Origin of the sequence: Paracoccus wurundjeri (assembly GCF_030678915.1) — a bacterium.
Classification (GTDB): domain Bacteria; phylum Pseudomonadota; class Alphaproteobacteria; order Rhodobacterales; family Rhodobacteraceae; genus Paracoccus; species Paracoccus onubensis_A.
Genome location: NZ_JAUUTZ010000029.1, coordinates 34,854 through 56,111, shown reverse-complemented (window position 1 = coordinate 56,111; position 21,258 = coordinate 34,854). Strand labels below are relative to the sequence as shown.

At 59.6% G+C, this 21,258-nt stretch carries 25 protein-coding genes and 1 tRNA gene; 8 read left to right on the top strand and 18 right to left on the bottom strand.

Annotated features, from left to right (window positions below; all coding sequences use genetic code 11):
* The 9 genes from Q0601_RS21000 to Q0601_RS20960 all read right to left on the bottom strand — a co-directional run.
* Positions 1 to 569 (bottom strand): Plug domain-containing protein (locus Q0601_RS21000; protein WP_305291868.1); only part of this gene is annotated, 569 nt, incomplete at its 3' end.
* A gap of 108 nt (positions 570 to 677) precedes the next feature.
* Positions 678 to 1,121, bottom strand: coding sequence for a PaaI family thioesterase (locus tag Q0601_RS20995; protein ID WP_305291867.1), 444 nt, complete (start codon positions 1,119 to 1,121; stop codon positions 678 to 680).
* 16 nt (positions 1,122 to 1,137) lie between these two features.
* On the bottom strand, positions 1,138 to 1,986 hold the full coding sequence (gene pdxY, locus Q0601_RS20990) for a pyridoxal kinase (RefSeq protein ID WP_305291866.1): 849 nt from the start codon (positions 1,984 to 1,986) through the stop codon (positions 1,138 to 1,140).
* On the bottom strand, positions 1,983 to 2,663 hold the full coding sequence (locus tag Q0601_RS20985; RefSeq protein WP_305291865.1) for an MOSC domain-containing protein: 681 nt from the start codon (positions 2,661 to 2,663) through the stop codon (positions 1,983 to 1,985). The genes pdxY and Q0601_RS20985 overlap by 4 nt, the downstream gene beginning before the upstream one ends.
* A gap of 16 nt (positions 2,664 to 2,679) precedes the next feature.
* On the bottom strand, positions 2,680 to 3,063 hold the full coding sequence (gene rbsD / locus Q0601_RS20980) for a D-ribose pyranase (RefSeq protein WP_305291864.1): 384 nt from the start codon (positions 3,061 to 3,063) through the stop codon (positions 2,680 to 2,682).
* A gap of 12 nt (positions 3,064 to 3,075) precedes the next feature.
* A complete protein-coding gene (locus Q0601_RS20975) occupies positions 3,076 to 4,257 on the bottom strand; it encodes a dipeptidase (protein WP_305291863.1) in 1,182 nt (393 codons plus the stop codon).
* Positions 4,258 to 4,365: 108 nt separating this feature from the next.
* A complete protein-coding gene (locus Q0601_RS20970; protein WP_305291862.1) occupies positions 4,366 to 4,839 on the bottom strand; it encodes a GNAT family N-acetyltransferase in 474 nt (157 codons plus the stop codon).
* Positions 4,836 to 6,653 carry a M3 family oligoendopeptidase gene (locus Q0601_RS20965; RefSeq protein WP_305291861.1) on the bottom strand — a complete coding sequence of 606 codons (1,818 nt, stop codon included), beginning with the start codon at positions 6,651 to 6,653 and terminating at the stop codon, positions 4,836 to 4,838. Before Q0601_RS20965 ends, Q0601_RS20970 begins: the two co-directional genes overlap by 4 nt.
* Before the next feature lie 163 nt (positions 6,654 to 6,816).
* A complete protein-coding gene (locus Q0601_RS20960) occupies positions 6,817 to 7,314 on the bottom strand; it encodes an Hcp family type VI secretion system effector (RefSeq protein WP_119747249.1) in 498 nt (165 codons plus the stop codon).
* Between the two features lie 336 nt (positions 7,315 to 7,650).
* Between Q0601_RS20960 and Q0601_RS20955 the strand changes: the two genes are divergently transcribed.
* The 3 genes from Q0601_RS20955 to derI are packed head-to-tail and all read left to right on the top strand — an operon-like array spanning position 7,651 to position 9,654.
* Positions 7,651 to 8,415, top strand: a complete 765-nt coding sequence (locus Q0601_RS20955; protein WP_305291859.1) for a DeoR/GlpR family DNA-binding transcription regulator — start codon at positions 7,651 to 7,653, stop codon at positions 8,413 to 8,415.
* Positions 8,416 to 8,419: 4 nt separating this feature from the next.
* A complete protein-coding gene (locus Q0601_RS20950) occupies positions 8,420 to 9,181 on the top strand; it encodes a triose-phosphate isomerase (RefSeq protein WP_305291858.1) in 762 nt (253 codons plus the stop codon).
* An 11-nt stretch (positions 9,182 to 9,192) separates the two neighbouring features.
* Complete coding sequence (gene derI / locus Q0601_RS20945) at positions 9,193 to 9,654, top strand: D-erythrulose-4-phosphate isomerase (protein ID WP_119747243.1); 462 nt, start codon at positions 9,193 to 9,195, stop codon at positions 9,652 to 9,654.
* 130 nt (positions 9,655 to 9,784) lie between these two features.
* Here the strand turns inward: derI and Q0601_RS20940 are convergent, their stop codons facing one another.
* The 7 genes from Q0601_RS20940 to Q0601_RS20910 all read right to left on the bottom strand — a co-directional run bounded on the left by Q0601_RS20940 (position 9,785) and on the right by Q0601_RS20910 (position 15,945).
* Positions 9,785 to 10,450 (bottom strand): YjbF family lipoprotein, encoded by a 666-nt coding sequence (locus Q0601_RS20940; protein ID WP_305291857.1) that lies wholly within the window; start codon positions 10,448 to 10,450, stop codon positions 9,785 to 9,787.
* The gene (locus Q0601_RS20935; protein WP_305291855.1) at positions 10,447 to 12,630 is read right to left on the bottom strand and encodes a YjbH domain-containing protein; all 2,184 of its coding nucleotides are present in this window, start codon (positions 12,628 to 12,630) and stop codon (positions 10,447 to 10,449) included. Before Q0601_RS20935 ends, Q0601_RS20940 begins: the two co-directional genes overlap by 4 nt.
* A gap of 124 nt (positions 12,631 to 12,754) precedes the next feature.
* Positions 12,755 to 13,285: a COG3650 family protein gene (locus Q0601_RS20930; RefSeq protein ID WP_305291854.1), complete on the bottom strand. Its 531-nt coding sequence runs from the start codon at positions 13,283 to 13,285 to the stop codon at positions 12,755 to 12,757.
* Between the two features lie 146 nt (positions 13,286 to 13,431).
* The gene (locus Q0601_RS20925) at positions 13,432 to 13,848 is read right to left on the bottom strand and encodes an NUDIX hydrolase (protein ID WP_305291853.1); all 417 of its coding nucleotides are present in this window, start codon (positions 13,846 to 13,848) and stop codon (positions 13,432 to 13,434) included.
* Positions 13,849 to 13,879: 31 nt separating this feature from the next.
* On the bottom strand, positions 13,880 to 14,149 hold the full coding sequence (locus tag Q0601_RS20920; protein WP_305291852.1) for an NfeD family protein: 270 nt from the start codon (positions 14,147 to 14,149) through the stop codon (positions 13,880 to 13,882).
* Positions 14,146 to 15,045, bottom strand: a complete 900-nt coding sequence (locus tag Q0601_RS20915; RefSeq protein WP_305291851.1) for an SPFH domain-containing protein — start codon at positions 15,043 to 15,045, stop codon at positions 14,146 to 14,148. Before Q0601_RS20915 ends, Q0601_RS20920 begins: the two co-directional genes overlap by 4 nt.
* A gap of 33 nt (positions 15,046 to 15,078) precedes the next feature.
* Entirely contained in the window at positions 15,079 to 15,945 is an 867-nt protein-coding gene (locus Q0601_RS20910) for an N-formylglutamate amidohydrolase (protein WP_305291850.1), read from the bottom strand.
* Positions 15,946 to 16,106: 161 nt separating this feature from the next.
* Between Q0601_RS20910 and Q0601_RS20905 the strand changes: the two genes are divergently transcribed.
* The 3 genes from Q0601_RS20905 to Q0601_RS20895 all read left to right on the top strand — a co-directional run bounded on the left by Q0601_RS20905 (position 16,107) and on the right by Q0601_RS20895 (position 16,960).
* A tRNA-Val gene (locus tag Q0601_RS20905) sits at positions 16,107 to 16,181 on the top strand.
* Between the two features lie 81 nt (positions 16,182 to 16,262).
* The gene (gene ykgO / locus Q0601_RS20900; protein WP_119747228.1) at positions 16,263 to 16,388 is read left to right on the top strand and encodes a type B 50S ribosomal protein L36; all 126 of its coding nucleotides are present in this window, start codon (positions 16,263 to 16,265) and stop codon (positions 16,386 to 16,388) included.
* A gap of 68 nt (positions 16,389 to 16,456) precedes the next feature.
* Positions 16,457 to 16,960: a DUF1643 domain-containing protein gene (locus tag Q0601_RS20895; protein ID WP_305291848.1), complete on the top strand. Its 504-nt coding sequence runs from the start codon at positions 16,457 to 16,459 to the stop codon at positions 16,958 to 16,960.
* 65 nt (positions 16,961 to 17,025) lie between these two features.
* On the opposite strand, the gene Q0601_RS20890 is transcribed toward Q0601_RS20895, so the two are convergent.
* Both Q0601_RS20890 and Q0601_RS20885 read right to left on the bottom strand, forming a co-directional pair.
* A complete protein-coding gene (locus tag Q0601_RS20890; RefSeq protein WP_305291847.1) occupies positions 17,026 to 17,826 on the bottom strand; it encodes an oxepin-CoA hydrolase, alternative type in 801 nt (266 codons plus the stop codon).
* Between the two features lie 50 nt (positions 17,827 to 17,876).
* Complete coding sequence (locus tag Q0601_RS20885) at positions 17,877 to 18,632, bottom strand: IclR family transcriptional regulator (RefSeq protein ID WP_305291846.1); 756 nt, start codon at positions 18,630 to 18,632, stop codon at positions 17,877 to 17,879.
* 188 nt (positions 18,633 to 18,820) lie between these two features.
* Here Q0601_RS20885 and Q0601_RS20880 point away from each other — a divergent pair, with 188 nt between their 5' ends.
* Complete coding sequence (locus tag Q0601_RS20880; RefSeq protein WP_305291845.1) at positions 18,821 to 20,065, top strand: CaiB/BaiF CoA transferase family protein; 1,245 nt, start codon at positions 18,821 to 18,823, stop codon at positions 20,063 to 20,065.
* Positions 20,066 to 20,068: 3 nt separating this feature from the next.
* Entirely contained in the window at positions 20,069 to 21,244 is a 1,176-nt protein-coding gene (locus Q0601_RS20875; protein WP_305291844.1) for an acyl-CoA dehydrogenase family protein, read from the top strand.
* Positions 21,245 to 21,258 lie beyond the last annotated feature (14 nt).

The following is a 21,258-nucleotide window of genomic DNA, read 5'->3' as shown; positions in this document are numbered from 1 at the left end:
CCACGCCGGGCCAAAACCCCCCGCCCGTTCCAAATTTCGCAAAAGCCGGCCCGCCCGCCCGGACGGCGCCCGTCTGGCAGCGGGGGGGGGGCGCCAGGGGTCTCGTACCGACCGGCGCCGGCGCGGGCGCCGAAGCCAGCATCCGCAGGTGCTGCCCCTGCATCGACATCGACGCGCTTGAGAAAGGCGGGGTCGATCACATTCGATCCGGCGTGATGCCAGTTATCGCCGAATTGCGGCACGCCATCGACCGTCACGGCAAGGTTGGATTGCTCGATCCCGAACACATGCACACGCTTGGCAGGCCCGGTCCCAGCCGAGACGCTGACAGCGGAATCCCGTGCGAAAACATCCGAGATATCCGAGGGTTGCAGCGCTTCAAGGTCTTCGCGATTGACGATCACGCCGCCGGTTGCCTCGACGGATTCCTGTCCCTCTGTAACCAATGTGATCGGCGCAAGTACCGTAATCCCCGGATTCTGGGAGATCTGTGCTTCCTGCGCCAGAAGCGATGTCGAAAGCGCAATTACCGAAACCCCGGTCAACGGAGCGAGATGACACAAGTTCATTGCCAGCACCTTTGTTTTTATTGATTCTGGCTGTGCATTATCTAGGTGTGCCGGCAATTCCAAGTATTTTTATAAGGAATCTGGTAGGGTGGGCTTTGCTGTGGTTTTTCAGGCATCACCCTTTACGCTGATAAGGGTCTGCATACCGGTCGCCACATGAATGCGCTGCACGCCATCCACGCCCCAGACATCCAACTGACACACCGTCAATGTCCGTCCCGGCTTGATCACGCGGCCCATGGCTTCAAGTCGTTCTCCGCGTGCGGGATTGATCAGGTTCAACTTGAATTCCACCGTCAGCACTGCGTTGCCCTTGGGGAATAAGGTATAGCCTGCGTAGCCGCCGGCGCTGTCGGCAATGGATGAGGTGCCGCCCGCGTGGAAATACCCATGCTGCTGTGTCAGTTCTTGCCGGAAAGGCAGGTGGATTGTCACTTGTCCGGCCCTGATCTCGGCCAGTTCTGCGCCCAGATGCGCCATCAATCCTTGCCGGTCGAAACTGTCCTGCACACGGCGAATGACGGCCGGGTCCAGCTTTCCCCCTATTTCCATGCCGGTGATCTCCCTGTCAGATTTCCAGAAGCGCGCGCCGAAAGCCCGGCTCGAACAGGATCACCTCGCGTGCGCCGATCGAGCGGGCATGATCCAATGCCCGGCCGGTCATGGCCTGCGCCATATCCACCGCCTCGGGCAGCGGATGATTCCGGCCAAGTCCTGCCACGACAAGCCCGGTGAACAGATCCCCGGTGCCGGGCAGGGCGACCGGAATATGCGGAGTCGGATGACGGCTGATCCCTTCTGGTCCCAGGATGACCGATTCCAGATAATGTGCGGGGGTATCGGCCAGGGCGCATCCGGTGGCGATCAACTGCGCGTTCGGGGCCAGCCTCAAACCCGCGGCCGCTTGCTGCAAGTCTTCCAGGGTTCTGATCGGGCAGCCGGTCAGATGGCCCAGTTCAAAGGAATTTGGCGTGGCGATATCGGCCAAAGGCAGTAATCCATCCTGCATCACTCCGGCGATTTCCTCGGGCACATACAGGCCCGGCGCGTGATCCCCCATGACCGGATCGCAGATATAGATCAGGTCGGGGTTGGCCTTTTTGCAGCGGGTCACGAAATCCCCCAGCTGTCTGGCGACCTCGACCGAGCCGATATAGCCTGACAAAAGATAGGTCGCGCGCTGCGGCAATCCGCGCTCGTCCGCCCCCAGCAGAAGATCCGCAAAGAGAGACGGGGTAACCGGGGCGCCGCGCAGGGTCGGGTAATCCGGCGTATTCGAAAAGATCACGGTCGGGATCGCGGCCACTTCCAGTCCGGCGGCTTGCATCGGAAACAGTGCCGCCGAATTGCCGACATGGCCATGCACGACCTGACTTTGTACGGAAATTACCAGTGGCGGTCTTGGTGTTTCTGTCATGAAGATCCCTCCAACCTCTTGCTCCAATCTTCGACCCGGCCGCTTTCCAGCCGCCGCCGCGCATAGCGCTTCCAACCCTCGGCCAGAACATCCAGCGCGGCCATCTGCGACAATGCGTCGATGTTCATCCGGTCCACATACATCACCTGCCACAGACGGTGGAGGGTCCAGTCGGGGGCAGGGCGCTCAATCAGGGTGAGAGCGTCGCCGGGGCCTGCGCTGCCTGTTTCCAGGACGCGATAATACCAGCCGCTGCGTCCGCTGCGCTGTACCCGCAATGCCATGTCCGCGACGCCAAAGCGATGGTTCAGCTTCCAGCACGGCTGACGCCCCTGTGACACCTGTATCAAGGCGCTGCCCAGCCGGAAGATATCGCCCACGGCCACGTTCTTCTCGGTCAGTCCCGATGCCGATATATTCTCACCAAATGCACCCGGCGCGTTCAGCAGATCGAGTGCGCCGATGTCAGCCTGCCATGTCGGGTAATGATCGCGCGGATAATGATGCAGCGCCTTTTCTGGACCGCCATGCACCCGCCGGTCAGCCTGTTCGTCGCCCGCAATTCCTTCGGCTTCGATCATGACCGGTGCTGTGACAGGAGTCTTTGCGATTGCGCTTTGATGTCTGGTTCCGGCAAGTGCGGCGGCAGGTCCGGTCAGCAAGATCACAGCAGTCATCCTGCGCTCCTTCCCGTCAAAACGCGACCCCGGACCACAGGCAGATATTGGCATATGGGGTGAATTCCCCGGTTCTGACAATCGCGCGGGCGCTTTGGCTGATCCGTTTCAGGTCTTCATGTGTCAGCCGCTCGACCGATCCAAGCGGTTTACCTGACAATGCGCCGATCAGATCCGAGCCTGTCTCATGCGCCAGGGCAGAGCGTTCCACGATCAATTCCGACAGCACCGCATCAAGCACATCCATAAAGCGGGGAATGCCGCGCGTGACGGCAAGATCGATACAGCGTGTATCCGGCGGTATCGGCAATCCGGCATCCCCGATGACCAGCAGATCCCCATGTCCCATTGCCGCGATCAGGCCGGATAATTCGGCATTCAGCAATATTCCGCGTTTCATTCCGGCTCTCCTTCACGCTTCCGGCAGGACATCTCCCAGAAAGCGCATCATATTCCCGCCCATGACCTTTGCAATCTGAGCTTCGCTTAGCCCGGCATCCATCAATGCCTGCGTCAATGCCGATAAATGCGCGGCGTCGAACGGCGCGCTGACCGACCCGTCGTAATCCGACCCGAGCGATACGTGCTCCTCGCCTACAAGCGCGATTGCAGCCCGGATCGCCTGGGCAATATCGGCAGGCGTCCTGCCACAGACGACATCCGCCCAGAAGCCGATCCCGATCACGCCGCCCTTGGCGGCAATCTGTCGGACCAGATCGTCGTCCAGATTGCGATGGCTGGCGCAATGACTGTGGATGCCGGTATGGGACAGGATCGGCTTCGTTCCCTTGATCGCAAGCACATCGCGAACCACCTGCGGCGAGGCATGCGCCAGGTCGATGACCATGCCCTTTTCGATCATGCCCCCGACGACATGATGGCCGAATTCCGTCAGCCCGGCCCCGCTGCCGCCTTCGCCATGCAAGGAGCCGCCCAATTCGTTGTCGAAAAAATGTGTCAGTCCCATCAGCCGGAAACCGGAATCATAAAGCACATCCAGATTGGCCAGATCACCCTCCAGCGGATGCCCGCCCTCTGATCCCAGCATGACGCCCAGAACCTGCCCGCCGTTCCTTCTGGCGTCCAGCAAGCCGGTCAGATCTTCGCGCGTGCGGATGATCCGCAGTTGATCGGGCGCGGCCTTCGCCATTCGTTGTAAATCCCGGGCCTGAACAAGCGCCCGCTCGCGCAGCGAAAACCACGAGCGAACCGGCCTTAACTGTCCCATGAAAAGCGGCGTGATATTGTCGGGCGCCTCGGTGCTGTTCTGATCGTAATTCTGTCCGCGAGGGCTTTTCGTCACCGTCGTGTAGACCTGCAAGGCCACATTGCCCTCAAGGAGCCTCGGGACATCCGTGTGTCCGCGATCCGCAGGTTTCAGCAGATTGCGGTCCCACAGCAGCGAATCCGCATGCCAGTCCCCGATGACCAGTCGCTGATGCAGCGCCTTGGCCTCATCGGAAACAGGCCATCCCTCTTCTGGCATGGTCGTGGGATTCAGCCCGCGCTCGACATAGGCGGGCGCGAAAAGAAAAAACGCTGTCGCCCCTAGTATGACAAGCCCGCCGACCCCGATCAAAATCCGTCTGATCACTTCCCCGCCCCTGTTTCGTCCACCTTTTCGCGAAATCCGCGCCTTTTTCGTCATCCGAATATCCGCTGGGGGCGGGCGCGCCTGATGGTGCGACCGGGGTGGAAGCCCTCATTCTTCCAACGACATGAACATGATCATCTGCGGCCCGGCTTTCCCATGCAACCAGATTTCGCCAGTCTCGGTAAACCCGGCCTTGCGATAGACCGCAGCGGCCGTCGGATTGGCCATATTGACCGTCAGCCAGACCCGCGCCCGGTCCGGGTATCGCGAGGCCAGATAGGTTTTCAGCACAGTCATCGCCGCCGATCCAAGTCCGCGCCCCTGCCGGTTCCGGTCCAGGATCATGCCGCGCAATCCCAGATCTTTGGGCGCTGCGAAATCATGGGCCAGATGATAGGCGCGGTCGATCTTGAAAAGCCCGACAGCATGGTCATGCTCGCGAATTTCATGCAGATCGACCGTTGTTTCCGGCTCGGCCAATGCCGCCGCTACCGTTCCGGCGAATTTCTCCTGATCGGGCCGCACCGCAATATGCAGGACTGCATCCGCCTGTTGCCGGTTCAGCGGATGCAGCGAGATCATTCCTCGAGAGCTTCCAACTGATCGATGAAGCCCGCGATGATCGACAAGCCCTTGTCCCAGAACGCCGGATCCGAGGCGTTCAGCCCGAATGGTTCCAGCAATTCCTTATGGTGCTTGGACCCGCCCGCCGACAGCATTTCGAAATATTTGTCCTGAAAATCGGGCAGCCCCTGCTCATAGGCGGCGTAAAGCGCATTCACCAACCCATCGCCGAACGCATAAGCATAGACATAGAAGGGCGAATGCACGAAATGCGGGACATAGGTCCAGAATGTCTCGTAACCCGGCATGAACTCGAAGACCGGGCCCAGCGATTCCGCCTGCACCGACATCCACAGCGCGTTGATATCGTCCGGCGTCAGTTCTCCCTCGGCGCGGGCCGCATGCAACTTGCACTCGAAATCGTAGAAGGCGATCTGGCGCACCACGGTATTAATCATATCCTCGACCTTGCCCGCCAGCAGTGCCTTTTTCTGCACGGGATCGGTGGTTTTGGCCAGCAATGCGCGGAAAGTCAGCATCTCGCCGAAGACCGAGGCGGTTTCAGCAAGCGTCAGGGGCGTGGCCGCCAGCAATTCGCCCTGATCCGCCGCCAGACGCTGATGCACGCCATGGCCAAGTTCATGCGCCAGCGTCATCACGTCACGCGGCTTGCCCAGATAGTTCAGCAGCACATAGGGATGCGCGGTAGTCACTGTCGGATGGGCGAAAGCGCCCGGTGCCTTGCCCGGTTTGACACCCGCATCGATCCATCCGCGATCAAAGAAAGGTTCGGCCAGTTCGGCCAGACGGGGCGAAAACCCCGCATAAGCGTCCAGAACGGTGCTGCGCGCCTCGTCCCAGCCGATGGTCCGGGGCGCGTCCGTGGGCAGGGGCGCATTTCGATCCCAGACCTGAAGCTTGTCCAGCCCCAGCCATTTCGCCTTCAGGGCGTAATAGCGATGCGACAGGCGCGGATAGGCCGCTGTCACGGCATTGCGCAGCGCCTCGACCACTTCAGGCTCTACATGGTTCGACAAATGCCGGCCATATTGCGGCGTGGGCATCTTGCGCCATTTGTCCTCGATGGCCTTTTCCTTGGCCAGAGTATTGTGGACGCGAGAGAAGAGCTTGATATTTTTCTTGAAAACCTTGGCAAGCGCGTGTGCTGCGGTTTCGCGCCGGGTCCTGTCGTGATCGGTTAGGCGGTCAAGCGTCGCTTCGATTCCCAGTGTCTCGCCGTCTACCTCGAATTCCAGCGCGGCAGTCGTCTCATCGAATAGCCGGTTCCACGCCGCTGCGCCCACGACGGAATTGTCGTGAAGAAATTGCTCCAGTTCATCCGAAAGCTGATGCGGGCGCATTGCGCGCATCCGGTCGAAAACAGGCTTGTAGCGGGCAGGACCGTCGGCGGCGGAAAAAAGAGTATCATAGGTTTCGTCAGCTATGCGGTTGAATTCCAGACTGAAGAATACCAGAGGCGTTGTGATGTCGGTGATCCTGCCTTGCAGATCGCCCAGCATCTTGGCGCGCTCCGCATCAGTTGTGTTCTGATAATAGCGCAATCCCGCATATGACATGATCCGGCCCGCGATGATGTCGATCCGTTCATAGTTTTCGATGCAGGCCAGCATTTCCGGGGCAGACAGGTCTGCAAGCCTGCCTTTGTATGTCTTGGCAAAATCAGCGACGTCGCGCGCGAGCTTTTCGATGTCTTCGTTCAGTTCGGCGGAGTCCGGGGCGGGGTATAGGTCGCTCAGATCCCATTCGGGCAATTGTCCCAGATCGTTGCCTTTCGCCGCATCGCGGGAATCGAATGTCGCTTTCAATGTCATATTTGGTCCTTTCCCAGTTCCCCTAGATTTGGACCCTAATGCCGGCTCCCGCAAGGCTTGCGCGACGTGATCGTCAGATGGTTGTCATTAATGGCCGGGCAGATGGAAAGGGCCGGAACAGCGATGTTCCGGCCTGCCTTGAAATATTGATCGGAATGGCGGCTTACGCGCTCCATTCCTTGTTTTCGGCGATATCCCAGCCGGCCAAGGTCTCGGCGCCGGCCGCACCTGAATCTTCCTGCAAGGTATAGAGCACTTCGAATTTGCGGAAATTCAGCGTCAGGGTTTCCTGAATGCGATCCAGACCGTCTTTCGCGCCGCCGGTGTTATAGCTGGTGATCATGATGTTTTCCATCTTGATCCGGAAATACTCGACCGGTGCAGCACCGCCCGATTTGCGGACGATCAATTCGCCATTCTCGATATGCTCGCCCGAAGTGGCACGCTTGATCAGGTCATTGGTGGCCAGATCGACATATTTGGTCAGGGTGATGTCCTGCACATTGACCTTGCCGCCGCCGCCGCCCGAGCCGATATGCGTCGTGCCGGACTGGGTCAGACCCCAGTTCCATGCCAGAACATCGATCTCGTCGCGATGCTTGTCGTCCTGGGATTCACCTTTGATGTTATTCGAGAGCTTCAGAAAAATATCGACAGCCATGAAAATCTTCCCCGAGTTATGGCATATGATGAAAGCCGCCCGATCATCATCAGAGTCTTATCGTCCAGACAGCCTGCGGGGACCCTATCACGTTTTCTTGCCTGCATCCATCTTGACGTAAGGGCAGGCGAGGGCAATTTTTGCGCTATTTCTTGCGAATGTAAAGAGATTGCAATGTGCCGTGCCGTCAGGAAGCTTGGGCGTCGAAGCCGTTCTGGACGGGCGCGTTGTTCAACAATTTCAATCATCACAGATGAATCAACAAAATAACATAATTTATGTTGAATTATGTTATTTTTGTGTTACAAGCCTGCGGCACCACATAGGAGGCGATTGTTGAAACGCGACGGACGCAGGCAGGCGATCATGGATTTTCTGATCGAGGCGCGGGCTGTCGGGCTGGATGATCTGGCCGATCGTTTCGGCGTCTCCAAAATGACTATTCACCGGGATCTTGACGATCTTGAACAGGCGGGCCTGCTGCGGAAGGTGCGCGGCGGTGCCACCATCGAAACCGGCACCAGATTCGAAAGCGATTTCCGGATCCGCGAGTTGCAGGATGCCGATGCCAAGACCCGGATGGCCGCCGCCGCGCTCGATCTGGTCGAGCCGGGGATGACGGTGATGATCAATGACGGCTCGATGGCGGCGGTTCTGGGCGCGCGACTGCCCGAGAAAGCACCCCTGACGGTGATCACCAACAATGCCGCGGTCATCGACAGGTTGAAGGGTCTGCCTCGCATGACCCTGATTGCCCTTGGGGGCGAGTACAGCGCCAAATTCAACGGATTTTTCGGAGTTGTTACGGAAACGGCATTGTCACGCTTGCGCGCTGATCTGGCTTTCATATCGACTCCTGCCGTGGCAGGGTTGCAGGCATTCCATATGGACGACGCGGCGGTGCAGGCCAAGCGCGCCATGATCGGGGCGGCGGAACGTTCCGTCCTGCTTGTCAATCATCGCAGATTTGGCCGTCCGGCGTTACATCTGCTTGCCGATCTGGCCGAATTCGATGCCATTATTACCGATGCGTCGCCATCGGTCGAAATTCGCGATGCAATCGCCGGGGCAGGGCTGCAAGTGACTATTGCAAAGGATTAGGAAAATGGCGGATTTCTGGATTGGCACAAGCTGGAAAATGAACAAGACGCTGGCCGAGGCAAGCAGCTTCGCGGAAGCCCTGGCGGCGGCAGATGGCGACCGTGACCCCCGCATCCAGAGATTTGTCATTCCCCCGTTCACCGCTATTCGCGAGGTCAAGTCGCTATTGGCGCAAACCAGCGTCAAGGTCGGAGCGCAGAATATGCATTGGGCCGATGAGGGCGCATGGACGGGCGAGGTTTCGCCGCGGATGCTGACCGATTGCGGGATGGATATCGTCGAACTCGGGCATTCCGAGCGGCGCGAGCATTTCGGCGAAACCGATGAGACCGTCGGCCTCAAGACCGAAGCTGCCATTCGGCATGGCCTTATTCCGCTGATCTGTATCGGAGAAACCCTGGCCGAGCGGCAAGAGGGCCGTGCCAGCGAAGTACTTGAGGCGCAAACGCGTGCCGCGCTTGGGAAACTGTCACCCGAACAGACATCCGCCGAGATCCTGCTGGCTTACGAACCGGTCTGGGCGATTGGCGAAAACGGCATTCCCGCGACCTCGGATTATGCCGATGCAAGACAGGCCGAGATCGTCTCGGTCGCCCGAGAGGTTCTGGACCGCCCGGTACCCTGTCTCTATGGCGGCTCGGTCAATCCGGGAAATTGCGAGGAACTGATCGCCTGCCCGCATATCGACGGGTTGTTTATCGGGCGCTCGGCATGGAAAGTCGAAGGTTATCTGGACATTCTCGCCCGTTGCGCCGCCATATTATAAAGGAGAAAGACATGAAGCTTGCAATCGCAGGAGACAGCGCTGGTGAAGGTCTCGCCAAACTGCTGGCGGATCATCTGAAGGACAAGCATGAGGTGGCCGAGATCTCGCGCACCGATGCCGGCGCGGATCCGTTCTATGCCAATCTGTCCGACCGCGTGGCAAGTGAGGTTCTGTCGGGGGTCTATGACCGCGCCATTCTGGTCTGCGGCACCGGCATCGGCGTTTGCATCTCGGCCAACAAGGTGCCGGGTATCCGTGCCGCCTTGACCCATGATACCTATTCCGCCGAGCGCGCGGCGCTATCTAACAACGCTCAGATCATTACTATGGGCGCACGGGTCATAGGGCCGGAACTGGCCAAGGCCATTGCTGACGCATGGCTGGCGGAGACGATGAATTTCGACGCGAATGGCCGCTCGGCGGGCAATGTTGACGCGATAGATCAGGTTGACGCGAAATATAACAAAGCCTGACAACGGGGATAGTTTGCCGCACATGATCCTTCAGTAACGAAAGGGTGGGGCCGAAGCGCCTCACCCTTTCTCGTGACGGTTAATGCGGCATGATTTGCGGATTTTGCATCCGGGCGCGATGCCGGTTTAGTCAGGGACGCAATGTCTGGATGGTCACATATCCCAATGCCGGGCCAAGCCATTGGCGCGAGACCGGAATCTGTCCGCCTTGCACCATGAAGCTGTTCTGGAAGCTGATGCCGTGGCCTTCGCAGCTTTCGGCCATGACCGAAGGGTTGGGCCCCGCTGCCACGGTGCAAGTGAAATCGATCGGACGCTCCAGCCCGTCGCCGCTGTAGTAATGCATGACCCGTCTTGCACTGCCCGAGCGGCTTGCCCGGATCAATGCCTCGGTTCCCGGTTCTGCGACCGACAGATCGTTCCCCAGGCCGCGCGTTCCCGTCACCATGCCCCCCCGCATGATCAACGCCTCTTCCGCGGGCGTCATATAGGTGCGCATTCCCCCGTTTTCCTGAGTCAGTGCCATAACCTGGGTCCGGCCAAGGGATTCGAATCCGACCATGATCAATGGTCCCGGATTGACCCGCAATGCCTCGGCGGCCATTTGTTCCGGCGTTTTCGGAGGCGCTGCCGGTTCTTTATTCGCGGCGCGCCGGGCCGCGACCGCTTGCGCCGTGGTTTTGGCCGCGATCGCGAAAGGACTGGCGTTCTGGTCATCGCCCTGATTGCCGCAAGCCGACACTATCACGGCCGCCGCACAGGCGAGGGCGGTATTTCTGATCGCTGTCTTGCTCATCTCCAGAACCTTCCCCAGCCTTCATAGAGTTTCACGGAATGACTGTCGCGAACCTTTTCGTAAAGCCGGCCATTCACATCGACCCGCGCACCGCCATCGCGTGACAACGACCGCAAGGTGCTGCTCGCGCGTTGACGCGAGGGCTGGCCAGTCGCCCAGGAAATCGGGATCGACATGGTGATACCCTTGTCAAAGGAGCCTTCGCCGAATTCGTCTTCGCTCAGATCGGTTTTCGTGGCGAATGCCCCGATCCGCCAGCCATTGGCGAATTCGCGCGTCAGACTGATCGTGGCGCCCTTGTCCCCGGCAAGATACTGGCCGACATCAAGCTGTGCCGTGAAGCCCTGTGCGAAACCTTCGGTGAATTCGTAATAGGCCGAGATATGCCCGGTGGTGACCTCGTAATCGCGGAAACCGAAGACATCCTCGAAATCGCGTTTGCGGACGCGGTTGATCTCGACCCCGATGGCCAGGGGCGAATTGACCGGTTTCCACAACGCTTCAGCCGAGACGCCGCCATAGGCGCGTTCCAGAAGACCGGCGGTGACGCGGGTATAGATCGTGTCGCTGGGCCGCGCATACCATGCCAGCGTGAGTTCCGGAATGGTCGGTCCGTCGCTGCGATACATTCGGGTATCGGAACGAACCCGCGGTACGCCTTCCGGTGAAGTCTCAAGGCTTGGATCGGCCTCATATTCCTCGGGTGTGTAATGTTCGCCGCGTTGGCCTGGAATACCCGGCCCCTTCTGATCAATGCTGCCGAATGCGCGTTGCCGCAATGCGCCAGTCAGGATCAGCCCCGGCATGAATTCATAGCTTGCCCGTGCCTCGGCGCCGACTTCATAGCGCAAGGGTTCGCCGGGATCGAACAGACCCAGATCGAGATAGGGGCCGATGCTCCAGCGGAAGCGCGGATACAGATCGTCGGACATCACCAGATCGCCCGGGTATGGACGGGCATCGGTCAGCACCGCCGCATCCGCGATTTGGCCCGCCTGCGTATTCTCCAGCCGCTCGACATCGGCGCGGTTCAGCGTCACCGACGAGGTCGGCACCCCGTCCGCAGAGGAGGTGATGACCAATGTTTCTACCGAGGGCGGCAGCGCCCGGGTCATCAGCCGTGCAGTCCGTCCGATCGCTTCGGCCTGCTGGATATAACGCTTGTTCTGGATGCGCACTTCGGCCCGGTTTGCGGAAAGCGCCATGGATTCCAGAACCTGTCCCTCTTTGGCAAGCGCATCGCCCAGTGCCGTCTGGATTGCGGGCTGCGCTGTCGGATCCTGGGCCCACTGGCCCGACCAGCCTTCGGGATCGGCACTGACAGCCGGACGCGGGCGAACCGGGGCAGGGGCCTTTTCCAACCCGGAAGGATAGGGGGACCTGCGCGGGTTCAGCGAGAACGAGAATTGCGCGCCGAAGGTTTCGCCGCCAAGCGAATAAAGCCCGACCTCGTAGTTCTGGCCAAAACGGTAATAGGCGGCGAGATTCAGATGACCCGGATCACCGTCTTTGCCGTTCCGAGTTTCGCGCATGTAATCGTCGTTGGAATATTCGGCGGCAAGGCTCAGCTTGTCATTGACCTGCCACGAGATGGACGCGAATGGTTTTGCGCTGCCGGTGAACCAATCGTCGATCTGGGGCTTGCCGCCCTGATCGCCGTCTTCCAGCAGCGGGCGGGTCTTGCCCGCAAGACGCCCCCAGCCCAGACCGGCCGAGGCGCGGATCGTCGGTGTGATGTTCTTCGTGGCGACGATATATTCGCCCGAATAGACGCCGGTGCCCATGAAATCCTGCAAGCCGATCGCAACGGCAGGACGCCAGCCCGATTCATCCAGTGCCTGAAAGCGCAGATCGAAGGAACGGTCCCAGATATGGCCCAGATCGTTGTGGTCGTTGATCCCTTCGACGCGCGAATAACGCAGCACCGTCGTCAGTCGCGGCATCGCCTGAAACACGATATTGTTGCGCTGCGAATAATCCGACCATGACAGTGTCGCGCCAAGCGTCCCATCGGGCAAAGCCTCTGCGGTGGGTGTTTCGATTCCGCCGGGCAGGCCATAGGTGGACATGTTGCGCGCAATCATCGGCTCGGCGATGGCGGTGCCAGTGACCGACCCCACCAGAAAGGCAGTAGGCAGGGTGGTCGCCATCAGGCGGCTTGTCAGACGGGAGCGTCGCATGGGCGGCATCCTTGGTAACAATGTTTCAACGCATATTAACGGGATCGGAGCAGTGGAACAGCCCATATGTTCCGATTTCGCGGCTGCGGATGTTTCCGTGCCACATCGACGGATTTATCGTGGCTCAGCCCTGAGCGGCTTCGGCTGGCGCGGCGCAGCCTTCATGGGTTTTCCCGCCGACGGTCAGCGATGCGCTCATCGGGAATTTCTCGCCCGACATGCTGTCGGTGCAGTCGGTGCCGCGAACCGTCAATTTAAAGACCAGCCCGTCCAGCGTGCCGACATATTCCACGCCTTGCGCGAAGAACAACCGGTTCACATTGACCTGCCGGCCGGTTTGGTTTTCGGGCGTTTTGTAGACCGCGGTGCTGCCGCTGGCATCGACGCTCCAGAACGGTTCATTCCCGCGGGCGGCGAATGCCTGCGTGTTCAGGGTCTCGGCATTGGCGTTGGTGGCGGGAACGGCTTCGCCCGCACCCGTTTCGATCGGCACTTCCAGTGGTGATACCGCGGGCGGGCGTGGCTTGGCCGGGTCTTCCGGCTGGGCCTCCTCGGCCCCCATTCCAAGCCCTTGCCGTAAATCGGATCTTGCCGCCTCGTCACAGGCGGCGAGTGGGGGAAGCAGCAGGGCAAGAAGGGCAAAACGCGGATTCATGGGCTGGGCCTCTGGTTGAATGGATCACTGTCTTTGCAAGGGTTAACAATCGCGGGCCTCCGGGGCAAGCGCCGCGCCGGATTTTGGCGGGCTGTTGCCAGCGCGATCTTCCGGATGAACCCGCCTCGCCAGGCGCATTCCTACGCTCAGGTCAGCATCTTCTTGACCCGTTGCCTGAAATGGGGAACGGCTTGGGGATGAACAAGGAATTCCTCGATCGGCATCATTTGCCATTCCTGCCCCTCGTCGCCGAAACGGATCGCGGCGATCTCGGCAGGGGTGAGGTCGCCCCGGAACAGCCACGAAAATTCACCCGGCCGTTGAAACGAGGGAAACCGGCGCCCGGTCAATCGCGCCGGCTGCAGCCTAATCCCAAACTCTTCCTGCAATTCCCGCAGGGCGCATTCGATCGGCGTCTCCTGTCCTTCCCGTCCGCCGCCCGGCAGATCCCAATGGGCGGGAAAGGGGATATGTATGAAATCGTCCCGCAGATAGGTCAGCAAGCATCCACCTTCGGTCAGTACCAGCTTGGCGCCGTGGAAACGGGTTTCTTCGTTGTGCAAATACCTGCTCCTGCCTTGACTGGCGGCCCGGTCAATCGTTGATGTCGCGATCCCAGATTCGCACCTGACCCTTTCTGACGCCCGCGAATCTGCGCAGAAGTAACCAGACGAGTCCGGAGACGACCGCAGCGACGACCAGCGTTACGGGCAGCCCCGCAGTCCAGAAGCCGCTGAGCATGAGCAATCCCATGATCCCAAGGGCTGCCGCGATGCCCATGAAAATCCAGCCTGGGGCGAATAACTCGAATATCGCCAGGATCAGGGCCGCGACAATCCATAACCAGCCATTCATCCAGGTCATTTCGCCCGGCCCTTCAGCAGATTGAAGGCTTCGGTGAAGGAATCGAGGGCAGAAGCGGGCAGGATAACAGTTTGCTTGCCATTACCCTTGCCGACTTCTGTCAGTGCATCCACCTGCCTGATCGCGATCTGATATTGGGCGGCCTCAAGACCGTTTGCGGCAATGGCTTCGGCGATGGCGGATGTCGCATAGGCTTCCGCTTCCGCCAGAACGCGCTTGGCCTTGGCCTGTTGCTCGGCGGCATAGAGATCGCCATCGGCAGCCAGTTCGACGGCGCGGCGTTTGCCTTCGGCTTCGGTTACCTGAGCGCGGCGGGCGCGTTCCGCATTAAGCTGCTGAAGCATGGCGGCGCGTGTCGCTTCATCCAGATTGACGTCCAGAATCTCGGCCCGGGTTACCTCGATTCCCCAATCGTCGACCACGTTCACGACCGATTCCCGGATGCGCTCGATCAGTTGGGCCCGGTTCGACTGGACCTGATCCAGCTCGACCGTGCCGATTTCCGAACGTACGATACCGGCGACCGTCGTCGCAATGGCGGCATCGATATCGCGAATGCGGTAAACGGTCTTTTCCGGCTCGATGATACGGTAGAAAACCGAGGTTTCGACCTCGACCAACACGTTATCGGCGGTGATCGCATCCTGCCGATGCGTGGGAAGCTGACGTTCGAGGATCGAAATCTTGTGCCGCACCCGGTCGATGAACGGGACGATGAAATTGATCCCGGGACCAAGAACCGATCGTAGCCGGCCAAATCGTTCGACGACATATTTTTCGGATTGGGGAACGATGCGGACCGCCGAACTGATTGCCAGAAAAAGGACGATCGCCAGAACGACCAGAGCGAGATTCTGGCCAAGAAGCTCGCCCAAGTTCTCCAGGATATCCTGCATGTTCGAAACCTTTCTTTACATTATTTTCAGTAACTATTCGGCAGCAATGCTTTCATCGGAATTCATGCCGGCGTCGAATGCCGACAACTTGCGGATGATGTTGCCCAACCGGTCTGCGAATATGTTAAAGCAGGGCAGCGGGCTGATCGTCGTTTCGTCCATATACAGGGAACGGTCAATCTCGACCTGCACGACATGAATATTCCGTCCGGGACGCCCATAGGTCGAACAGATATAGGCTCCCGAGAAGGGGGAATTCCGCCGGACGGTCCAGCCTTCCGACTCGATCGTGTCCGCGACCATATCCAGCACCCGAGCCGAGGCCGACAGACCATAACGGTTCCCCAGAACGAATTCCGGCCGGTGCCCATGCAGATGAGACAGAGCGTCCCGCGGCATCGAATGCATGTCGATCAGGATCGCCTGCCCGAATTTCGTGCGGGCTTCTGCGATCAACGCGCTCAGCGTATGGTGATAGGGGCGCCAATAGGCATCGATCCGGCTCTCGGCTTCGGCGCGACTAAGCGGGCGATTGTGAATGATCCGGCCTTGTGCGACCACGCGCGGAATGACGCCGAGTCCCGCAAGGGTTCGTTGATTGAGCGGATGGCGCGGAACGCCGCGCACGACCAGCGGATCGATTTCGTCGGGGCCGCGATTCAGGTCGATCAGGCAGCGCGGCATTCGTGCTGATAGCGTGACCGCGCCGTATTCGCGGGCACAGTCGATCAACCGGTCGACAAAGGCGTCCTCGGATGAGCGCAGGACCTTCTTCGGCAGCGAGGTGCTATCCAGAAACCAGTCGGGATATTCCTTGCCGGAATGCGGAGATGCGAATATCACGCCGCTCATCCAGTGACTGGGGCGCTTCAGAATAAACGGCATGTCAGACTTGGTCACAAGGCGTTTCCCAATCTCAGAGGCACGATTCGGTTATAATCCACTATGTAGGTGTTCCAATAGGTCTTGAAACCCGCTTACGGCCTATGTATAGACGCTCGCACCGAGGCGGTCACGCCTGCAATTCCTAAAAGGAATGGCGGCAGAATCACCAAGGGAACGGGCGGTTAGCTCAGCGGTAGAGCACTACGTTGACATCGTAGTGGCCACTGGTTCGATCCCAGTACCGCCCACCATTATTTCGCCGCCCCCGGCCGAAACCGGGGGCATTTCGTTTTCCTGGCGGCTGCGACGCGCCGCGATGAAGGAGAAGACCGATGAAGGTTCGTAACTCGCTCCGCTCGCTCAAGAGCCGGCATCGCGACTGTCAGGTCGTGCGCCGCAAAGGCCGTGTTTATGTGATCAACAAGACCAATCGCCGTTTCAAGGCCCGTCAGGGCTGATCGGCGGGATCACCGCAGGTACGAAATGACCCGCCCGATCCGGCGGGTTTTTTCATTTTCGAATGGTCATGATTATACGGCATCACCAGGATGAAGGAACGCGCTCCTGCGCCATATTCTCGGATTGCGGCGGATACCGGTATTCGCTGACCCGGGAATGGGGACCGGGAGACCGGCTGCTTTACGTGATGCTGAATCCGTCGCGGGCGGATGAGCGGCAGAACGATCCTACGGTTGAAAGATGTGAGCGTCGGGCCCGCGCTATGGGTTTCGGCGCGTTTCGCGTCGCGAATATCTTCGCGTGGCGTGCCACTCGCCCCGAAGATTTGAAGCAGGCCGCCGATCCGGTCGGCCCCGGGAATGATGCCGTGCTGCTTGAGGGGGCGGCTTGGGCGGATCGGGTGTTATGCGCCTGGGGTGCTCATGGCGCGCATCTTGGCCGGGGCGCTGAGGTCGAGCAGTTGCTGCGTCAGAGTGGCTGCGGCCTGTGGCATCTGGGTCTGACGAAAGACAGGGCGCCGCGCCACCCGCTTTACGTGGCCTATGCCAGATTTCCGGTGCCATGGCTTTGACGGCTGGACGGCGCGGGATGCCGAACATTTGTACCGGATTGAGCACCGCTTCCACTAAGCGGCAATCAGCGGCGAAAATCCGGCTTGCGCTTTTCCAGGAAAGCGGCCAACCCTTCGGCGGCCTCTTTTCCGAAACGCGCCGTATTGATCCCTCTTGCCTCAAGATCCAGCTGCGTCGCCAGTTCGTTGCAAGAGGCCGCTCCGATTTCCGCCTTGATGACGGCCATGGCATTCATTGGCCCATTGGCCAGTTTCGCGGCCAGTCCTTTCGCCGCCGCGAGTGCCCCGTCCGCAGGAACGATACGATTCACGATCCCGCATGAATGCAGCCGCGCCGCGTCAACCGGCTCGCCCGTCAGGCACATTTCGGTGACAAGCTGTCGCGGCAGGCCATCGCACAGGAAATGTGTCAGCCCGCCATCGGGGGAGAGGCCGATCTTGACATAAGCTGCCGTGAATTTCGCATTCTCGGCGGCCACGATCATGTCGCAGGAAAGCGCCAGCGACAGACCTGCTCCGGCGGCGCCTCCTTCGACGGCGGCAATCACCGGTTTGCGACAATTGCGTATGGCGAGGATCATCGTGTTAAGCGCGTCCGTGCCCAGCGCAGCTTCGGCCATGCTGCCTTGCGCGCTTTTCTGTAAATTGACGATATTCCCGCCGGAAGAGAAAAACCCATGAAGCCCGGTCACCACGATGGCGCGGATATCGGAGTTTTCACTGGCATCAAGCATTTGCGCGCGGATCGTTTCATAGACCGGGCGGCTGATCGAATTGCGGGTCCGGGGACCATCAAGGGAAAGGATCAGGACATCACCTTCGCGCCCTACACGGATTTCGGTGACAGGAGCGGTGGCTGTGGTCATGGGGTGATCCTTTCCTGCGTGGACGGTTTTCGTGCGTCATGCCCGGCCATTCATTTATCTGATGCCCGATCGTCGGAGCAATGCTGCCCGACCGCTTCAATCAGTCTGGCCGCAAGAATATCCAATGAAGATTCTATCCGGAACAGCGGACCGGCAATGGTTGCCGCCAGCATCCGCCCCTTGATCGATAGCGGGACAGAGACGCCCCCAAGATCCGGGCTGTATGAGGATGCGCTCATGAACCATCCTCTTTGAAGCGATTGCTCGATCAGCGTCTCGACCTCCTCGGCGGACATGGGCGTGCCGGATCCGTAGCGCCGGTATTCCGCCTGCCGCAACATCGCCGCACGCCGTCTTGCGGGCATCTGGGACAGGATGGCCTGACCGGTCGCCGTTGCATGAAGCGGCACACGTTTTCCGGGTTCCGCCGTATAACGGATGGCATGCGGGGATTCGATGACCGACAGAAAGACCGCATGCATTCCCGCCGGTCCTGCAAGCCATACGGTCTCGCTGCTCAGCGCGGCAAGTTCACGCAGCAGTTCCTGCAAACTGTCCGCCAGCGGTTCTGCCTGCGCGATATCCTGCGCAAGCACCTGCAGACGTGGGGTCGGATAAAATCCCTGGCGGGGCCGCGGTTCATAAAGGAAGCCGCGCTCTGACAGGGTGACGATCAGATTGAAGGTGCTGGATTTGGGCCAGCCGAAATGATCGACGAGTTCAGCCAGCGTGGCGGGCCTTCCCTGTGCGGCGAAAAACTCCAGTAGATCAAGGACATTTGCAGCTTGTTTCACGATTGTCGGCATGTCGCGGCATTCTTGGCTGACAGGATGAATCACTGCACCGCTTTCGGCGCCCACCCGGATTGAGGGCATGAAATTGCCCGGGAGCAATACTTGACAGAGTGGAAAGCTGAAGTCTAGGGTTCATGTTAGTGAACTTAATGTTCAAATATATGAACTAAAAATCAGCACTGGGGAGGAAGGCATTCGACATGGGGCCACTTGACGGACTTCGCGTCATTGATCTGACTTCGGTTCTGATGGGGCCCTATGCGACGCTGACGCTTGGCGATTTCGGTGCCGATATCATCAAGGTCGAAAGCCCGGAAGGCGATGTCGTGCGCCAGATCGGACCATCCCGACACGATGATATGGGACCGATCTTTCTTCATGCGAACCGCTCGAAACGATCCATCATCCTGAACCTCAAGACCATCGACGGCCGCGCGGCCCTGCTGCGGCTTTGCGAGGATGCCGATATCCTGGTCTATAATATCCGGGCGCGGGCGATGGCGCGGCTTGGGCTGTCATACGAGGACATCTCGGCGGTCAACCCGCAGATCATCTATGCCGGGATGTTCGGTTACGGTCAGACGGGGCCATATGCCGACCGTCCTGCCTATGATGATCTGATACAGGGGGCCAGCGGGCTGCCTTACCTGTTTTCCTGCGTGAACGATGGTCAGCCGCGCTATGTGCCCTCGGCCATCGTGGATCGGATCGTGGGGCTGGCCGCGGTCAATGCGATCCTTGCCGCGGTGGTCGAGCGGAATCGCAGCGGGCAGGGGCAGCGGGTCGATATTCCGATGCTGGAAACGATGGTCAACCTGATCATGGGCGATCATATGGGCGGCCTTACCTATGACCCGCCGCTGGACCGGGGTGGATACCGTCGCCAGTTATCGGTGGACCGGCGGCCATACCGAACGAAAGACGGTTTCGTCTGTGCGCTGGTTTACAATGACGGGCATTGGCGGCGGTTTTTCCAGGCGATCGGGCGGCCCGAGATGCCCGAAGCCGATCCCCGGTATCGTAGCTTTGCAGCCCGCATGGCCCATATCGACGAGGTTTATGCCGAATTAAGCCGGATATTCGAAACCCGTAAGACTGCGGAATGGATGGCGCTTCTGGAGATGGCCGATATTCCGGCGATGCCGATGCATGATTTCGAAGGGATGCTGAACGATCCCCATCTGACCCAAACCGGATTTTTCGAAATGATCGACCACCCGACCGAGGGTCGTATCCGGCAGATGGCCGTTCCCGCCTATTGGAGCAGGACACCGGCCAGCCCCGGCCGCCCGGCGCCAAAACCGGGTGAGCATGGGACGGAAATTCTGTGTGGTGCCGGATTTTCCGAAGAAGAAATTAACGGGATGCTGCGTACGGGCGCATTGGTGGCGCCCGCCCATGCCCAAAATGCCAAAGAGCAAGACCGCCAACGCGAAAGAGAGTGATGCATGGATTTTTCCTTGACCGAAGAACAGGATTCCATCCGTGACGCAGTCGCGGCGATCTGCAACAGGTTCGATGATGGTTACTGGTTGAAGCTGGATGCGTCGGGCGAGTATCCGCATGAATTATATGCGGCGCTCGCGAAAGACGGCTGGCTGGGGATCTGCACGCAGGAAGCCTATGGCGGCTCGGGTCTTGGGATCAGCGAAGCGGCGATCATGATGCGGACCATCGCTGAATCCGGTGCGGGGATGTCCGGCGCTTCCGCAGTTCATATCAATATTTTCGGTCTCAATCCCGTGGCGGTTTTCGGAACCGAGGATCAGAAACAGCGCATGATCCGCCCGATGGCAGAAGGTAAGGAAAAAGCCTGCTTCGCCGTGACCGAACCGAATACCGGCCTGAACACGACGCAGCTTAAATTGCGGGCCGTTCGTCAGGATGGCGGATATCTGGTCAATGGTCAGAAGGTCTGGATCTCGACAGCGCAGGAGGCCGACAGGATCCTGCTGCTGGCGCGCACGACGCCTTTGGACGAGGGTAAAAAACCTACCCACGGGCTAAGCCTGTTCTATACCCGTTATGACCGCGCGCGTATCAGGACCGTCGAAATCGAGAAAATGGGGCGCAAGGCCGTTGATTCGAATGAATTGTTCTTCGAGGATTTTTTCATTCCTGAGGAAGATCTGATCGGCGAAGAGGGGCGCGGTTTCGAATATATCCTTCATGGCATGAACCCCGAGCGCATCCTGATCGCAGCGGAAGCCGTCGGGCTTGGCATGGCTGCTGTCAATCGCGCCGCCCGCTATGCCAATGAACGGATCGTCTTCAATCGCCCCATCGGGCAGAATCAGGGAATTCAGCATCCTCTGGCGAAATGCTGGGCCCAGCTTGAGGCCGCATGGCTGATGGTGATGTCGGCGGCGTGGAAATACGACCATGATGCGCCGCTTTCGGTTGTCGGCGCGGCTGCCAATGCCGCGAAATATCTTGCCGGAGAAGCGGGTTTCGAAGCCTGCCAGACAGCCGTGATGACGCATGGGGGCTATGGATATGCCAAGGAATATCATGTCGAAAGATATCTGCGCGAAGCCTTCGTGCCCCGGATCGCTCCGGTAAGCCCGCAACTTTGCCTGTCCTATCTGGCCGAGCGTGTGCTTGGCTTGCCGAAATCCTACTGACCGGGATCGACCTG

Bases quoted from the DNA above. Each gene is read 5' to 3' on its own strand.
- Q0601_RS20930 (WP_305291854.1), bottom strand. From the start codon at position 13,285: ATGAATCCGCGTTTTGCCCTTCTTGCCCTGCTGCTTCCCCCACTCGCC.
- Q0601_RS20985 (WP_305291865.1), bottom strand. From the start codon at position 2,663: ATGACTGCTGTGATCTTGCTGACCGGACCTGCCGCCGCACTTGCCGGA.
- Q0601_RS20935 (WP_305291855.1), bottom strand. From the start codon at position 12,630: ATGCGACGCTCCCGTCTGACAAGCCGCCTGATGGCGACCACCCTGCCT.
- Q0601_RS20890 (WP_305291847.1), bottom strand. From the start codon at position 17,826: ATGACCACAGCCACCGCTCCTGTCACCGAAATCCGTGTAGGGCGCGAA.
- ykgO (WP_119747228.1), top strand. From the start codon at position 16,263: ATGAAGGTTCGTAACTCGCTCCGCTCGCTCAAGAGCCGGCATCGCGAC.
- Q0601_RS20950 (WP_305291858.1), top strand. From the start codon at position 8,420: ATGGCGGATTTCTGGATTGGCACAAGCTGGAAAATGAACAAGACGCTG.
- Q0601_RS20875 (WP_305291844.1), top strand. From the start codon at position 20,069: ATGGATTTTTCCTTGACCGAAGAACAGGATTCCATCCGTGACGCAGTC.
- rbsD (WP_305291864.1), bottom strand. From the start codon at position 3,063: ATGAAACGCGGAATATTGCTGAATGCCGAATTATCCGGCCTGATCGCG.
- Q0601_RS20965 (WP_305291861.1), bottom strand. From the start codon at position 6,653: ATGACATTGAAAGCGACATTCGATTCCCGCGATGCGGCGAAAGGCAAC.
- Q0601_RS20970 (WP_305291862.1), bottom strand. From the start codon at position 4,839: ATGATCTCGCTGCATCCGCTGAACCGGCAACAGGCGGATGCAGTCCTG.
- Q0601_RS20895 (WP_305291848.1), top strand. From the start codon at position 16,457: ATGATTATACGGCATCACCAGGATGAAGGAACGCGCTCCTGCGCCATA.
- Q0601_RS20940 (WP_305291857.1), bottom strand. From the start codon at position 10,450: ATGAGCAAGACAGCGATCAGAAATACCGCCCTCGCCTGTGCGGCGGCC.
- Q0601_RS20995 (WP_305291867.1), bottom strand. From the start codon at position 1,121: ATGGAAATAGGGGGAAAGCTGGACCCGGCCGTCATTCGCCGTGTGCAG.
- Q0601_RS20920 (WP_305291852.1), bottom strand. From the start codon at position 14,149: ATGACCTGGATGAATGGCTGGTTATGGATTGTCGCGGCCCTGATCCTG.
- derI (WP_119747243.1), top strand. From the start codon at position 9,193: ATGAAGCTTGCAATCGCAGGAGACAGCGCTGGTGAAGGTCTCGCCAAA.
- Q0601_RS20880 (WP_305291845.1), top strand. From the start codon at position 18,821: ATGGGGCCACTTGACGGACTTCGCGTCATTGATCTGACTTCGGTTCTG.
- Q0601_RS20915 (WP_305291851.1), bottom strand. From the start codon at position 15,045: ATGCAGGATATCCTGGAGAACTTGGGCGAGCTTCTTGGCCAGAATCTC.
- pdxY (WP_305291866.1), bottom strand. From the start codon at position 1,986: ATGACAGAAACACCAAGACCGCCACTGGTAATTTCCGTACAAAGTCAG.
- Q0601_RS20960 (WP_119747249.1), bottom strand. From the start codon at position 7,314: ATGGCTGTCGATATTTTTCTGAAGCTCTCGAATAACATCAAAGGTGAA.
- Q0601_RS20885 (WP_305291846.1), bottom strand. From the start codon at position 18,632: ATGCCGACAATCGTGAAACAAGCTGCAAATGTCCTTGATCTACTGGAG.